We start from the raw sequence: 14,199 nt of genomic DNA, 5'->3' as shown, positions 1-14,199 counted from the left end.
ATGGCTGGCGAACGAACCGGTCCACCGCGCCAGCTGCCGCTCGATCTCGGCCACGGTACCGGCTACTCGCGCGACGAGCTCGTCGTCTCCGGGGCCAACGCGCAGGCCGCAGCACTGGTCGACCGCTGGCCGGACTGGCCCGCGCCGGTGGTGGTGCTCGCCGGCCCTCCCGGGTCCGGCAAGACGCATCTCGCCCAGATCTGGCAAGCGCATGCGCACGCTGTCGCCATCGCTCCCGATCACATCGGCGAGCACATTGGCGGGCTAGGCGCGAGCCCCGCGCTGATCGACGACATCGACAAGCTCCCGATCGACGAGCAAGGCCTGTTCCACCTGATCAACACCGTGCGCGGCGCCGGCTCCACGCTGCTTCTGACGGCGCGGCGCTTTCCCTCGGCCTGGCGCGTCGCGCTGCCGGACCTCATCTCGCGGCTGAAAGCGGCGGCGACCATCGAGATCCACGAGCCGGACGACCTGCTGCTCGCCGGCGTTATCACCAAGCTCTTCGCCGACCGCCAGGTCGAGGTCGAGCCGCATGTCGTGCAATATCTGGTGCGGCGCATCGAACGCTCGCTGGCGACTGCCATGCGGGTCGTGGAGCGCCTCGACCGCGCCGCTCTCGAGCGCAAGACGCCGATCACCCGAGCGCTCGCCGCCGAGACCGTCAGCGCCATGGACGAGGGCCAGGGCGAGTTCGATATTTAGGATGTCGAGGAAGGCTGTTCCGGGATTGTGCGCTCTCTACGCCCATAATCCGGCCAGATGCCGAGCCAGCAGATAGACTCCCGTATGCGCTGCCACGTAGCATGCGGCGACAAAGACGAAGAACAACAGGCTGCCGATCCGCGACAGGGCGACGCTGCCATTCTGCCTCTTGCTCGGCCGGTTGTTCCAAACCCACAGAGCAGCGCACAGGATTGCCCAGGCGACCGCCACCGGAACCGCGAAGCCATAATAGGCCAAATAGGCCGGGCCGATCAGCGACAGCAGCGCCTCGAGAATAGGCATCCAGAGTCCCCCTTGCCCCGTTTGCCCGGAGTTTAGAGCAACTCCGGGAAAAGCGCGTAGCGGTTTTCCGTCCGGAGTTGCGGGACGATCGTGGCTGTCCCATTTCGAGCCACTTCCCTGGCATCCATCTTGCAGCGCGGAAGACGCCGGTTGATCCCGGTCCCGGTCGCATTGCAGATCGGGTTGTAGGCTCGCCGGGCTCGAGGTTGTTGGGGACTCGCCCGGCGGGTTTACTCGGTTCCACGCCGACGGCTCCCTTCAGAGATCAAGGCCTGTTGCTCGATGCTGGACACCTTCAGCCCGTCTTGCCATGGCTGGTGAGCAAGCGCAGCACTTGCACGCTCTTCGGCAGCTCGATCAGGAATTCCGCGTCGCGGTCGAGGTGGTGGACCTGGGTCGGCCCGCCGCCGGTGAAGCGCGCCATTGCCTCGATGCTCTCCCAATAGGAGATCGTCACGAACTCGGAATGGGTCGCCGTGTCCTCGCGAAATGTCTGGACGCCGAGTGCCTTTTCGATGAGCGGCTTGATGCCGGTCTCGTAATTGTAAGTTTCATAGTCGTCCGCTTTTTCCGGCAAGGTCCTGCCGCGCCAGATGCGGGCGATGGTGGGGGTCCTTGGAGTGTCGGCCATGGCAACAGAACTTCTGAAGGCCGACAGGGTTCCCGAAGCGCGGGCTCTAGGATGTTCAGGAAAACTGGTCGGAGTGGCGTGATTCGAACACGCGACCCCCTGATCCCAAATCATATTATATGCGTTGCGTGGCTACATATGGCGTTGCATATCGTTGCAGTTGGTTCGAATGAAATCCCTGAAGATGCAAGAATATTCCAACGTTTTCCAATAGAGTGAAACTGAAGGCCCATTGATTTTCTTCTGGCAAACACCTACAAAGTGGCTACACGGTGGTTACACGAGGGGCAAATGCCGATTTTGAAGCTCACCAAGCGCAATGTCGAATCTATCAAAAAGCCCGGCGGCACGGCGCCGGTTTTTTACTGGGACGAAGATCTGAAAGGCTTCGGTCTGCGTGTGATGCCGTCCGGTGTCGCTACGTGGATCGTGGAATATCGTCCGGGCGCAGGCGGACGCGGCGTTGCCAAGAAGCGATCAAAGATCGGACGGCTTGAAAAGATTGAGGCCGACAAGGCGCGGGAAGCGGCCAAGAAAATCCTTGCCGGCGTGGAGCTTGGCGCCGATCCCGCCAAGGCAAAGGCCGAAGAGCGAGCAACGGAGGTGTTCTCGCTACTGGCAGCGACCTATGTCGAAGATCACATGAAGACGCATCGTAAGACCGCGACGGCTGATTACTACACTTATGTCATCGACAAGCACCTTGCGCCGCACATTGGCAGCAAGCGGGCCAACACCATCACAGATGACGATATCGGAGCGATGCACCGCGCGATCGGCAAAGTGGGCGGAAAGTACATCGCCAACCGCGCGCTTGCGGTAGCGTCGGCGGTATTCAATTGGGCCAAAATGGACAATCCCGTGAAGGGAGTGCGCAAGTTCAAGGAGGAAGGTCGAGAGCGATATTTGACCAGTGACGAGATGCAACGCCTTGGTGACGCTATGCGCGAAGCCGAGACGACTGGCCTGCGCTACGATGTCGATGAAGAAAGGCCGAACGCCAAGCATGCTCGCAAGCCCGAAAACAGGCGCATCGTTTATGGGCCGCACGTGACTGGTGCCATTCGCCTCTTGATGCTGACCGGCTGTCGGTTGCGGGAAATCTTGAACTTGCGCTGGGCCGAAGTCGACCCTGAGCGAGGATTGCTCTTCCTTCCAGATTCGAAGACGGGCCGCAAAACGGTTGTGCTATCGACGGCGGCACAGGATGTGCTTCGCGGCCTGCCGCGTGTGGGCAAGTTCGTCATCGCTGGGCGAGATGCAGGCACAGATGATGAGAAGCCGCGGCATGATCTTAAAAAGCCATGGGCTGCCATTTGCAAACGCGCCGGGCTTGGCGATGTCCACTTGCACGATTTGCGCCATACCTTCGCTAGCGTGGGCGCGGGAAGCGATCTCGGCTTGCCGGTAATCGGAAACCTCCTTGGGCACGCAAACGCAAAGACAACGCAGCGATACGCCCATGTTGCGAACGATGCTGCCAAGCGCGCCGCCGATCTGATCGCGAACAAGATCGCAACCGCAATGGGAGGCAGGTGAATGGCACCTCTGCCAAAGGGATTCAGCCTGCAGGCGTCGCCAATTCAAGCTGCCTTAAGCGAGGGGAGGACAGAGGATGCGAAGACCATGGTCGTCGCAATTCTGCGTTCCGGCAAAGCCGACGATGTGGTGCAGGGCCTAGCCGCCGACATGCTGAAGCCACCGAAGCGATCGCGCGGCCGAAGACCGGCACTGACTCGGCACTGGTTCGATATCGGCGAACAGTTCCACTGGCTGCGCGATGACGGCGTAAAATATGAAGACGCGTTGCACCAACTCTCCGAGAAATTCGGATTTTCAGAGACCCACATTCGCAAAGCAGTATCGGAGTTCGACGCGGCGAAGGAGGCCCACGACAGGGGGAACCGCGAATAAACACCATTTGTTTTGCCTAAATCCCGTAGGCGAAAACGCCTATAACCTCCTACGACAATATGAAACAGGAGGATTGAATGGCGAATATTCGGGTCAGACAGGCCGCAGAATATGTTGGCCTGTCGAAATCAAATCTCGACAAGATGCGCTGCTATGGTGGCGGGCCGGCATATATCAAACTTGGCAATTCAGTGATTTATCGCACCGAGGATCTCGATTTGTGGCTTGCCGGCAATCGGCGCTCCAGCAATGACAACGGCAAGCCTGCCAAGGTCGCATAATTCGGGATTCGATTGGTTACCGTCGACTGTCCTCTCCCGGCGAACAAAGCCGACATCAAAAACCCGACATTTCCTTCAAATTGCCCGCACACGCGGGAAGGAGATTCCTATGCCGCTGATCCATCTCGACAATGGCGACACTCTCAACTCGCAGCATGTCGTGAAGATGCTGGAGTGCCACGACGGTCGCCATCAATTTGGAATGTCGGACGGCAGTATGCATGCCGGCTTCGTTGACGAGCCCGAGCGCGCCTTTTTCCCCATTGTGTCTGCCGCCCCCGGTTTCAAGACAATTGCGACCGACGTTTTGAATGGCGTCCGCAGGTGGGATATCCGGTCCGTTGTTGCGTGGCAGATTTGCCCTGGTGGCAACTTTGCGCTGGCTGCTGGCCCATCCGACGAGGAAGGTTATGCTGCTTTGATCGAGCCAGAAGGGACGGTGGTCGATTGTGACGGCGATCGGTTCGACAGCCTTGAGGCTTTCCAGCAGTCGGTCGAGGAGGCGGATGCGGCGCACCGGAAGGCTGCTTAGCCCACCTACGCGCAAGCCCACATAACACCTCAGGCGCGAGAGCTTCCGAATGACTGCACCTGCGCCTGATTGGGCGATCGGCCAAAATGTTTCACATCAAAAATTCGGTGCCGGAACAGTAGTCGATGCCGATGGCGAAAAGCTGACGATTGCGTTCGAGCGAGCCGGCGAAAAGCGGGTGATGGCGAGTTTCGTCACGGCCAGTGCCGCCGCGAATGACAACAAGCCAGCAGAGAAACCGTCTGATCTGGATATTTTTGCCTGGCGGGCTTCCCGCTTTGTCGGGGAGCCCGAGCCAACCGAGTATCTCGTCAGCGGTGTCGTCGAGTCCGGTATACCCGGTATGATCGCGGCACAGGGGGAGGTCGGCAAATCGTTCACGTTGCTCGAGCTTAGCCGGCGCGTTGCGTTTGGAAAGGTCGGAACAATCCCGCCCCCGCCGATCCTCGGTGGGCAGGTGGTGCAGGAGGGAACTGCTCTCTTATTGAGTGGCGAAGACGACGTTCGCGCCATGCACAGGCGGCTGGCCGCCATCGATCCAAAGGGCGCCAGGTTCGCAGAGCAAGGTGACAAGCTCATCGCCATTCCGTTGCCGTCTGCGGTCAAAGCCATTCAGCCCTTCTGGCGAGTTGCGAGGGGCGAACTGGTCGAGACGGACGCCTGGCGGAAATTCTGCGACAGCCTGGATAGGATTTCAGATCTGCGCCTGGTGACCATTGACCCTCTGCAGTTGTTCGCGGCGGTGCCCCTAAACGAGGATCCGGCTGCCGGCCAGTTCGTATGCGGATCGATCGCGTCTCTCGCTGCACATACCGGCGCAAACGTGTTCTTTGCGCATCACATGGCCAAGCGCGCGAAGGAGATCGCAACACTCGCGGACGCTCGCGATGCGATCCGCGGCACCAGCGCACTGGTCGATGGGGTGCGGCTTGTCTACGCGCTTTGGTACGGCGAGCCGGATAAGGCAAAGAAGATCTGCAAGACACTCGGCGTTACCTATGAGCCGAACCGCGTTGCGCACGGAGGCGTGGCGAAAGCAAACGGCGCTGCCCGCCGCATCTTGTCGACGTACGCTCGCGCCGACAACGGGCTGCTGATCGACCGGACCGCCAATCTGGGTGCAACGCTGCCCGAACAGGGCGACTTGCGAGCCGCACTGGTCATTGCAGTCGAAGGTGCCGCAGCTGATGGCAAGCCGTTCACAAAGACCGGCGCTGGCGGGCTGTACGAACTTCGCGAGCGCTTGCCAGAGGAATTGCAGGTGCTCTCCAAGTCGCGCCTCGGCGCCCTTTGCGAAGAAGCCTTACAACGCGGAGAGATCGTCCGGGCGAGTGCCAAGGGCGAAAAGGTCGCGAAGTGGTTAGACGTGCCCACCGGCATGTTCGCCATTGGTCTCGGAAACTTCGGAGTTGGAGCGATGCGATGAACCCGTTCCCGATTGTTGGCGGGAATGCATCGTTCCCGCGGGAACGGGAATGCTAAGTATTTGATTTTACATTATTTCCCATTCCCGTTCCCAACGTTCCCGACGAAATTGGGAACGGGTTAAACCCTTGAATTCATTACCATTCCCGCGTTCCCGGTAATTACCCCTCTGTAAGAGGGGGATGCGTCAGGAACGCATTCCCGAGAGTCGAGAGTAAATAGCCAGCAACCCCAAACTCCCCTGAGTTCAGGAATTGACATGCATCAGGCAATTAGAGCCGGCCAGGTCATCGAGACAATGGTTCACGACCCATACCCCGCTGCCAACGACAACCTGGCCGAACTGCAGCATGCGAAGACGACGCCAATGCCCGCGACCGCGATTCTCGGATGGCTCACCACAAACGACTACATCAACAGCGATGAGCGCGATGCGGGCGAACACCTGATCAAGCTGGCGTCGATCACGCGTTCCAAGCTGACCAGCCCAATTGTCCGCTACTCGGCCAGGACCGCTGACGGGAAATGGCGTCAGGTTGAGGTTCAGCGGCACACGGTGCGGCCCGCCCTCGATGGCTGCATCGGTGCGATCCGGTACGAACCGCGGCGCAAAGCGACGGTCCAGGCGTTCGTGGTCGAAGAGACAAACGTCGACACAGAAAATCCGCACCGCGTCGCGCAGGGTCTGGCTGACGTCGCTCGCCATCTGTGGGGTGTCAAGCGGACTGCCGCGACGCCGATCGTGGCTGCGAACGATAATGAAGAGCAGGAAGAAACCGCGACGCCGCCGGTTCGCCGATCGGACAATTTCCAGCGGATGCACACTGCTGGCCAATTGGACAAAGACGCGGAAACCAATGACGTGCTCCACGCTGCTGGCTTGCGGTACGCCAATGATCATTACATGGCCGGCCTGCAGCCTCTCGGTGCCATCGACTATTCGTGTGTTTCGGTTGACGGCGGATCTGGCGAAGAAATGGGCGACCGAATGGCACAGGCGCGTAGCCGCTATCGAAAGGCACGTGTACTGCTCGGCACCCACTACGGCCCAGTCGTTGACGCTGTGGTCGTCGAAGGACAGTCGCTTGGCGAAGCTGGATTGAAGATCAGCCACTACAAGGACCGCGGCAAGGCAATTGCTGCTGCCGGCGAACGCCTCAATGGTGGGTTGCGGCTGCTAGCTCAGCACTACGGGATTTCGCGGCAATGAAGTCCCCCTATAGCTTCGATCATATTCGCCAGAAGGACGGCGAGCCGCTCCCCGAATGGTTCGTCAGGGTGATTGGCTGGGCGATTGCTGAGAGCAAGGGCAGGGAAGGGCACATTCGGTACGCCCTTCACGCCCTGGAGGGCTTGGCCCGCGATGACGAACGGGCCGCAACCCAACGTGATGCCGACGCCAGATTGAAGCGCGAGACGGAACTGCTCCAGAAACGGATAGCCGAACTGGAGCTTATGCTCCGCGGAACCATCTCAAAGGCCGAAGCCGAAGCAATGTGCACGGCAGCCGCTGAGGCGATGCGCAACAAAGCGGAGTTTTTCGCCATGGATATGGGTGAAATTCCAAACAGCCTATCCGAGGCGATTGGCGCTCTGCCGCTTCCCAAACCGCGGTGGATCACCGCGAAGCGCGACTAGCTCGGCTCGTGCGCATGAGGCGCACGTGATTTGCTAGGATGGATCATGATCAAGTTTTGCGGGTGGCGGAAGCGCCGCCCGTTTTCGTTTCGATGCGCTCGATTCTATGGAGCGATCGACCCGCCGCAAGCGATTAGCGGCGGGAACAATCATTGCCGCCAGGCGCCCTCAACGGGCGACGGTGGCGTTCGCTTAACCGTTCAGCGGCGCGGGCGTTGTAACCCCGCATGACGGTCGGCGCGGTGCAAGGCCGCGGACAATTTGGAGTTCCGATTACCGCCAGACTTCACCTGTGGAAAGCCACTCCTCTACCGTGTTGGTGAGGGACTCAAGTACTGTGCCCTTTGGCAGTGGGAGGACTTCACCGCCGGCTTCCTTGATTACCTTAGCAACCAGGTCTGGAGACTCGTTGACGAGAATTCGGGTGTTTCCCATCTCAAAACCGGAATTGCAGCCATCTCCCAGATCGGTCGAGGGTATAAATATCGGGCCAGAGGCCTTTGCGCCATTGAACCACACCGGTTTGCCACCAGGAAGGTGCAATAGCGCAAGCTTCGGCTGGTCGATTTTTGAGGAAGCCGCAACAGAAACGCTGCCCTCCATCACTAAAGATCTAATCTTCCAATCGACCAAAGTTTTGGCTTTGCCGGGATGGTCGTTAAACGTTGTATCACGTATTCTCAGAACGTCTTTGCCGTCTATGTCAATTTTCTGATTGCTCGGCAGTGTAAGCGTGAACACGATGCACCCTCCGCATTCCAAAGTGCTTAGGTCATGCAGATCGACATAACCTGTGCCAGCCGGGAATTTCGTTCCTGACAATAAGAAAGCACTTGTACAGAAGCTTCGCAAGCATATCAAGCAAGTGCCGAGCTGTTCAACTAACCGTGGCGCGGGACGCCGCGTGGCGATAGCATTGAGGTTGTAAGGGATCAGGGAGTCGCCAGTGAGCTTGGATACCTTCTTCCAATCCTCTCTTCAAATTCAATTGGCAATAGGCGCTGGGTATCTTGGGTACCTCGCCGCGTATGGTGGAATTCGCAATCACCACCAGCAGATTGATGTGGCCTTTCTCACCGCAGCCTTCGGCTTGGTGGCTACCGCTTCAGCACTGGTTACATCGCCCATAATGTCTGTAGCGTGGGCCGTTGTATGTTCAACCGCTGCAGCGGTAGCGGCCGGGATTCTATGGCGGAAGTGGGGGCGCAACTTCGTGCGTTGGGCCCTAAAAATCAGCCGCGTCAATTTCGCGGACGACGACCCTACCGTGCTGACGGCACTCGGGGCAGACACGAAGCATAACGTCAGCCAGGTTCTGGTTGTCCTGACTGACGGCAGTGAACTTATGTGCCAAGACACCGCGGGATTTCGGGACGCCCCCATCGCTCCGTTTATCTACGGCACAGATGGCTCAATTGCTATGTACGTAACGCACTCGTATCGCCGTTCGGAAGACGGATCACTAGTCGAGAGCGTAAGAAAGAACACAAGAGATGCTGTGTGGGGAGACAGGATGACAATTGTGCCTGCAGCCAGCATTAGAAACGTAGACCTCCGCTTTCAGAGAAAAAGCTAGTCTTCTCTTGGAGGAGGCTGTGAAGGAGGAGTACCGTCTGGCGCTTCAGGTTTATAGTTTGTCTCGGGTTTGCGAGGCTCCGGGTTGTAGTTACGCTCTTCATAGTGACCCGGATCAGGCCGATGGTTGGCCTCCTCGCCTGAGCCTTGCCGGCCACCTGCCATGTCGAGTCTCTCCCCAATATCCGATCGCAATATCAGATATTTTAGCACACCGTCGATTAAAGGACAGCCGTGGACAGTCACCGTTCCGGTGGGTTGTCCTTGAGCCACTGATTGGTGCCCGACTTGGCACCGGAGTAGTGGTTCTTCTTCGTAAGTTCGCTCACCCACAACGAATCATCTTTGTCCATGAACGACTTGAAGTGGTCGTGGACTTCCTTGGCGGTGTTGCTCAAATTTATGAGCCACGCTGAATACTGGTATTTATGGGCCTTAAGACGCTTCAGTTCATCTATGAGCTCCTTGTAATCCTCCGATGTCTCGTCCTTGTTCAAATCGTAGGTAAGTACGAACGTCGTCATTTACTTTCTTCCGCCTTTAAACCAGACTGGAGAGAAGCACACGTGGCGCTTTCTAGCAAGCAGCGAGACGACCGCCGCTCCTTAGAAGCCACAGAATATCGTCGCCTCTACGCCACCGCGCAATGGAAGCGACTACGACTGACCAAGCTGGCTCAGGATCCACTTTGCGAGTGGTGCCTCGAGCGTGAGATTGTGGAGCCTGCGACCGAGGTTCACCACGCAGACGGCGGACACAAAGGCGACGTCGTCAAGTTCTGGACAGGACCGTTCGTCAGTACGTGTAAGCCGTGCCACGCAAGCCGCGGCCAGCGCGAAGACCTCGGTCTGACCATCATCCGGTTCGGGCCTGACGGCTGGCCGACGTGAGGCGGGGAGGGGTGTCGGCATCCTGCCGGCTATCGAAACCTACAACCGGTGCATCCCCCACAGCGCACACGTCTGCAATTCGAAATATGACCCCCGCTCAGGATTTCGCCCTATGGCACGGCCGAGAAATCCCCTTGCCAAAGCCAAGGCCGAGGGGCGTGAAAAGATAAATGCTGGGCGCTTCAAGGATCGCGCGGAGCCAAAGGCCGGTGGGCCGCTTGGTGCCCCTCCGAAGTGGATCGTTGATACCGACACCAGCAAAGCAAAGTCGGCATGGCATCTCTTTCAGAAGGAGCTGCCATGGCTCAACCAGTCGCACCGCATGCTGGTTGGTATGGCCGCCAACATCCAAGGACGCGTGATAGCGGGTCAAGAGGTCGGCGTCCAAGCCATGAACCTGCTCCGCCAAATGCTTGGCCAGATGGGCGCAACACCAGCCGACGCGACCAAGATCATGGTGCCTGATGACGAGGATAAGGACGATCTGCTCGACTGACGTCGGACCGGCTCTTCGGCGTGTCAACGACTACGCAGAGGCGGTCCTTTCGGGCGAAGTCATTGCTGGCCCGCATGTGCGGAATGCCTGCCGGCGACACCTCGACGACTTGGCCAGCGGTGCAGAACGCGGTTTGTGGTTCGATGACGTCGCCGCGCTGCGAGTGTTTCGGTTTTTCGAGGAGCGACTGAAACTTTCGGAGGGCCAGTTCGAGGGCAGACCGTTCAATCTGCACCCATCGCAGGCGTTCAAGCTTGGCTCGCTCTTTGGTTGGAAGCGACCGGACGGCACACGTCGCTTCCGTCGCGCCTACATTGAGCAAGGGAAGGGCAACGGCAAGTCGCCGTTTGCTGGCGGTGTGGGGCTTTACGGCCTGATGGCTGATGATGAGGCCGGTGCGCAGATTTATGCGGCTGCGGCGAAGAAGGAGCAAGCTGGCATCCTGTTTCAGGATGCTGTGAAGATGGTTCGCGCCGCTCCAGCGCTGGAACAGCGCTTGACATTCAGCGGCGGCCTTGGGCGCGAATTCAATATCGCGCACCATCGCTCCGGGTCTTTCTTCCGGCCCATTTCGAAAGATAGCGGCAAGTCTGGTTCTGGTCCACGCCCGCATTACGCGCTCTGCGATGAGGTGCACGAACACCCCGACCGCACGACCATGGAGATGCTCGAGCGCGGATTCAAATTCCGGCGCCAGCCGCTGCTTCTCATGATCACCAATTCAGGCAGCGACCGGAACACAGTGTGTTGGGAAGAGCACGAGCATGCGGTGCGCGTTGCGGCCGGGACGCGCGAGCCCGACGACGACTTTACCTATGTCGGCGAGGTGATTGACGATACGACTTTCGCGTACGTGTGCGCTCTCGATAAAGACGATGATCCGCTGGAGGATCCGACGTGCTGGGTGAAAGCGAACCCACTGCTTGGCACGATATTGACGGATGACTACCTGGCCGGCGTCGTTGCGCAGGCGAAGCAGATACCGGGCAAGCTGAACGGCATCTTGCGCCTACATTTCTGCAAATGGACAGACGCGGACAAGGCGTGGATGCCGCGGGCGACGGTCGAGAGCGTCATGGACGACTTCGATCCAGAAGAGCACGCTGAAGCGCCTGTCTTCTTGGGGGTCGACCTTTCTGGCAGCAAGGACATCACCGCATTGGCGTGTGTTGTCCCGACTGGCTTCGAGGAGATGCATCGCGACGACGGCTCGTCGGTAAGCCTGCCGACGTTCGATGCCTGGGTAGAGGCCTGGACACCGGGCGACACGCTGAAGGCGAGGGCGCTGGCTGACAAGGCGCCGTATGAGCAGTGGGTTGCAGGAGGATGGCTAAACGCGCCACCAGGACCGCGCATTCGCTACGACTACGTCGCAGCACGCGTGCAGCAGTTAAATCAGATCTTCGACATTCAGGCGATCGCGTACGACAAATACGCGTACAACAAATTCCGCGAGGAAGTCGAGGCGCTGGGCGTTGAAGTTGAGCACGTACCCCACCCGCAGGGCGGCAAAGTTCGCGCGAGGCCAAGCGAGGCGAAGGTCGAGGCCGCTAAAGCGGCCGGCGAGCCAGCCCCGCAAGGGCTGTGGATGCCGGGCTCTGTTTCTGCTCTCGAGGAAATGATCATCGACGGGCGCATCCGCTTGAGGCGAAGCCCTGTGCTGATGACAGCCCTAATGGGCGCGACGTTCGATCGCGATCCTCAGGACAACCGATGGTTTGTGAAGCAAAAATCAACGGTGCGAATTGACGTCGCTGTCGCTCTTTGCATGGCGATCGGTGCCGCGACAGACGCCGCCGGGCCGAATGTGTCTCAGCCGACGTCCCCTTGGGATGATCCCGCATTTTCTTTGATGGAAGCCGCATGAAATGGCCATTTCCCCGTGAAAAGCGGGCCGAACCGACGCAATCCGGAGAAATCCGGGCGGGTACGATCGAAAACCAGAACATTCCGGTAAGCGCGGAGAATTTCCTCGCGTACTTCGGTATCCAGTCGGCAAATCTGCCGGCCGTAACAATCGACAGCGCCTTGGCGGTGCCGGCGGTGTGGGCTGCGGTGGCATTTCTGTCTCGCACGTTGGCTGCGCTTCCGCTGCACGCGTACAAGCAGACAAAAGACGGCCCAAAACAACTTACTGGCCGCCTTGAGGCGATTGTCCACGACGCTCCCAATCCTGAGCAGGGCTCATTCAAGTTCCGCCAATGGTTCTGGCAGCAGGTGTTTACCGGCGGCCGAGGTTTGGCGTGGATTGAGCGCACGCCTGGTGGGGTCGACTCGCTGTGGCCGATGGATCCGACCAAGACCACGATCCAACGTGTTGGTGGGAAGGTTCGCTACCAATACGGCGACGCCACGCATCCTGTCAAACAGTACCCGGCCGAGGACGTGATTGACGTCCCATTTATGCTTTGGCACGACGGGCTTCGCCACTACGGCCCGATCACCATGGCATCGAAGGCGATTCAACTCGCCCTGGCCATGAACGACTACGGCAGCAATTTCTTCGCCGGCGGCGGCGTGCCGCCGCTCGCGCTGCAGGGGCCGCTGCCTGCAGGCAAGGATGCGATGGCCCGCGCTCAGGCCGATATCAAGCGGTCGGTCGACGCGGCCAAGAATGCTAATGAGCCGGTGTTCCCGATACCGGCTGGTTACACGCTGAATCCGGTTGGCCTTGACCCCGCAAAGGGGCAGATGATTGAGGCGCGGCGCTTCCAAGTGGAAGAGATCGCTCGCATCTACCAGTTGCCGAAGGTGTTCTTGCAAGACCTTATCGGCGCCACGTTCAGCAACACCGAACAGCAAAACCTGATGCTGGTGCAGCACCTGGTTGGCCAGTGGGCGGAGGCTTTTGAGGACGAATTGAACCTCAAGCTATTCGGCCGCGCCGGCGCTGGCGGGAAGTATATCGAGCATAACCTCGATGGCATCCTGCGCGGTGACTTCCTTACGCGCATGAATGGCCTCGGCCAGGCGGTGCAGAACGGCCTGCTTACGCCGAACGAGGGCCGCGCGCTGGACAACCGGCCCGCCATGGAAAACGGCGACAAGCTGTACATCCAAGGCGCCACGGTTCCCCTTGGCAGCAACGTTGCCAAGCCCGGCAGAACGCCGCCGGCCAACGACAACAATAAACCTAATGAGGCCCAGGCCGCATGAAAGACCTAGAAAAGCGCAGTGGCCTGCACGGCGTCGAGTTCCGCGAGGCGGAGGGCAAGCGCACCCTTGTTGGCTATGCTGCCATCTGGAACAGCGATACCACTATCGGCGATTATTTCATCGAGCGCATCGCGCCTGGCGCATTCACCGCGGCACTTCGCGGTGACATCCTGGCGCTCTGCGATCATGACATCGGCCGTGTCATTGGTCGCACCAAATCCGGCACGCTGCGCCTCGCCGAGGACCAGCGCGGACTGAAGGTCGAGATCGACGTTCCGGACACCACGGACGGCAATGACCTGTGGACGTTGGTCAAGCGTGGCGATGTCAGTGGCATGTCCTTCGCGTTCCGGGCTACCAAGCAGGAGTGGGACGACACTGGCGACCTGCCGAAGCGAACCATCCTTGAGGCCGAGCTTTACGAGGTGACCGCCACGGCGCTGCCGGCCTACCCCGACACCACACTGGCCACGCGTTCGCTTGAGGCTGCGCGCGGTGAGGTCGAGCAAGTGAAGAAGGACGCCGAAAGGCGGGCTGCGGACGCTGCCGCTGCGGCTAGGCGAGTTTCCGAAAGGCGCGCCTCCATGGAGCAGAAGTTTCGAGGCATTCAGTCGCATGAAGGGCGATCGGCGGACGCTTCGTAGTCACCCGGC

16 protein-coding genes are annotated in these 14,199 nt (G+C 59.5%); 12 read left to right on the top strand and 4 right to left on the bottom strand.

From position 1 onward, the window contains the following. Positions 1-705, top strand: a complete 705-nt coding sequence (gene hdaA, locus CK215_RS04515; protein ID WP_066995872.1) for a DnaA regulatory inactivator HdaA — start codon at positions 1-3, stop codon at positions 703-705. 36 nt (positions 706-741) lie between these two features. Here hdaA and CK215_RS04510 read toward each other — a convergent pair whose 3' ends face one another. Then, a complete protein-coding gene (locus CK215_RS04510; RefSeq protein WP_095830249.1) occupies positions 742-1,008 on the bottom strand; it encodes a hypothetical protein in 267 nt (88 codons plus the stop codon). Between the two features lie 295 nt (positions 1,009-1,303). After that, positions 1,304-1,639: a hypothetical protein gene (locus CK215_RS04505; RefSeq protein WP_095784165.1), complete on the bottom strand. Its 336-nt coding sequence runs from the start codon at positions 1,637-1,639 to the stop codon at positions 1,304-1,306. Positions 1,640-1,930: 291 nt separating this feature from the next. Between CK215_RS04505 and CK215_RS04500 the strand changes: the two genes are divergently transcribed. The 7 genes from CK215_RS04500 (at position 1,931) to CK215_RS04470 (ending at position 7,429) form a co-directional block, all read left to right on the top strand. After that, a complete protein-coding gene (locus CK215_RS04500; protein ID WP_095830248.1) occupies positions 1,931-3,178 on the top strand; it encodes a site-specific integrase in 1,248 nt (415 codons plus the stop codon). Next, positions 3,179-3,553: a hypothetical protein gene (locus CK215_RS04495; protein WP_095830247.1), complete on the top strand. Its 375-nt coding sequence runs from the start codon at positions 3,179-3,181 to the stop codon at positions 3,551-3,553. It begins immediately after the preceding gene. Positions 3,554-3,630: 77 nt separating this feature from the next. Beyond that, positions 3,631-3,834: a helix-turn-helix domain-containing protein gene (locus CK215_RS04490; RefSeq protein WP_095830246.1), complete on the top strand. Its 204-nt coding sequence runs from the start codon at positions 3,631-3,633 to the stop codon at positions 3,832-3,834. Between the two features lie 109 nt (positions 3,835-3,943). Beyond that, positions 3,944-4,366, top strand: a complete 423-nt coding sequence (locus CK215_RS04485) for a hypothetical protein (RefSeq protein WP_095830245.1) — start codon at positions 3,944-3,946, stop codon at positions 4,364-4,366. A 49-nt stretch (positions 4,367-4,415) separates the two neighbouring features. Next, on the top strand, positions 4,416-5,792 hold the full coding sequence (locus CK215_RS04480) for an AAA family ATPase (RefSeq protein ID WP_141245452.1): 1,377 nt from the start codon (positions 4,416-4,418) through the stop codon (positions 5,790-5,792). 258 nt (positions 5,793-6,050) lie between these two features. Then, a complete protein-coding gene (locus tag CK215_RS04475; protein WP_095830243.1) occupies positions 6,051-7,001 on the top strand; it encodes a hypothetical protein in 951 nt (316 codons plus the stop codon). Beyond that, complete coding sequence (locus CK215_RS04470) at positions 6,998-7,429, top strand: hypothetical protein (RefSeq protein ID WP_095830242.1); 432 nt, start codon at positions 6,998-7,000, stop codon at positions 7,427-7,429. The genes CK215_RS04475 and CK215_RS04470 overlap by 4 nt, the downstream gene beginning before the upstream one ends. A 273-nt stretch (positions 7,430-7,702) precedes the next feature. Here CK215_RS04470 and CK215_RS04465 read toward each other — a convergent pair whose 3' ends face one another. Both CK215_RS04465 and CK215_RS04455 read right to left on the bottom strand, forming a co-directional pair. Further along, the gene (locus tag CK215_RS04465) at positions 7,703-8,170 is read right to left on the bottom strand and encodes a hypothetical protein (RefSeq protein ID WP_141245451.1); all 468 of its coding nucleotides are present in this window, start codon (positions 8,168-8,170) and stop codon (positions 7,703-7,705) included. A 1,076-nt stretch (positions 8,171-9,246) separates the two neighbouring features. Then, complete coding sequence (locus CK215_RS04455; RefSeq protein ID WP_095830239.1) at positions 9,247-9,528, bottom strand: CRISPR-associated protein Cas2; 282 nt, start codon at positions 9,526-9,528, stop codon at positions 9,247-9,249. Between the two features lie 478 nt (positions 9,529-10,006). Here CK215_RS04455 and CK215_RS04445 point away from each other — a divergent pair, with 478 nt between their 5' ends. The 4 genes from CK215_RS04445 (at position 10,007) to CK215_RS04430 (ending at position 14,190) form a co-directional block, all read left to right on the top strand. Further along, positions 10,007-10,390: a hypothetical protein gene (locus tag CK215_RS04445; protein ID WP_095830237.1), complete on the top strand. Its 384-nt coding sequence runs from the start codon at positions 10,007-10,009 to the stop codon at positions 10,388-10,390. Between the two features lie 109 nt (positions 10,391-10,499). Beyond that, positions 10,500-12,257 (top strand): terminase TerL endonuclease subunit, encoded by a 1,758-nt coding sequence (locus CK215_RS04440; RefSeq protein ID WP_245418605.1) that lies wholly within the window; start codon positions 10,500-10,502, stop codon positions 12,255-12,257. Further along, positions 12,254-13,546 carry a phage portal protein gene (locus CK215_RS04435; RefSeq protein WP_095830235.1) on the top strand — a complete coding sequence of 431 codons (1,293 nt, stop codon included), beginning with the start codon at positions 12,254-12,256 and terminating at the stop codon, positions 13,544-13,546. The genes CK215_RS04440 and CK215_RS04435 overlap by 4 nt, the downstream gene beginning before the upstream one ends. Next, positions 13,543-14,190, top strand: coding sequence for an HK97 family phage prohead protease (locus CK215_RS04430; protein ID WP_095830234.1), 648 nt, complete (start codon positions 13,543-13,545; stop codon positions 14,188-14,190). Before CK215_RS04435 ends, CK215_RS04430 begins: the two co-directional genes overlap by 4 nt. The last annotated feature ends 9 nt before the right edge of the window (positions 14,191-14,199 follow it).

The sequence above is a fragment of the Mesorhizobium sp. WSM3864 genome (genome assembly GCF_002294955.1).
GTDB lineage: Bacteria > Pseudomonadota > Alphaproteobacteria > Rhizobiales > Rhizobiaceae > Mesorhizobium.
The sequence above is the reverse complement of the archived record's forward strand: the minus strand, read 5'-3'. Positions and strand labels throughout refer to the sequence as shown.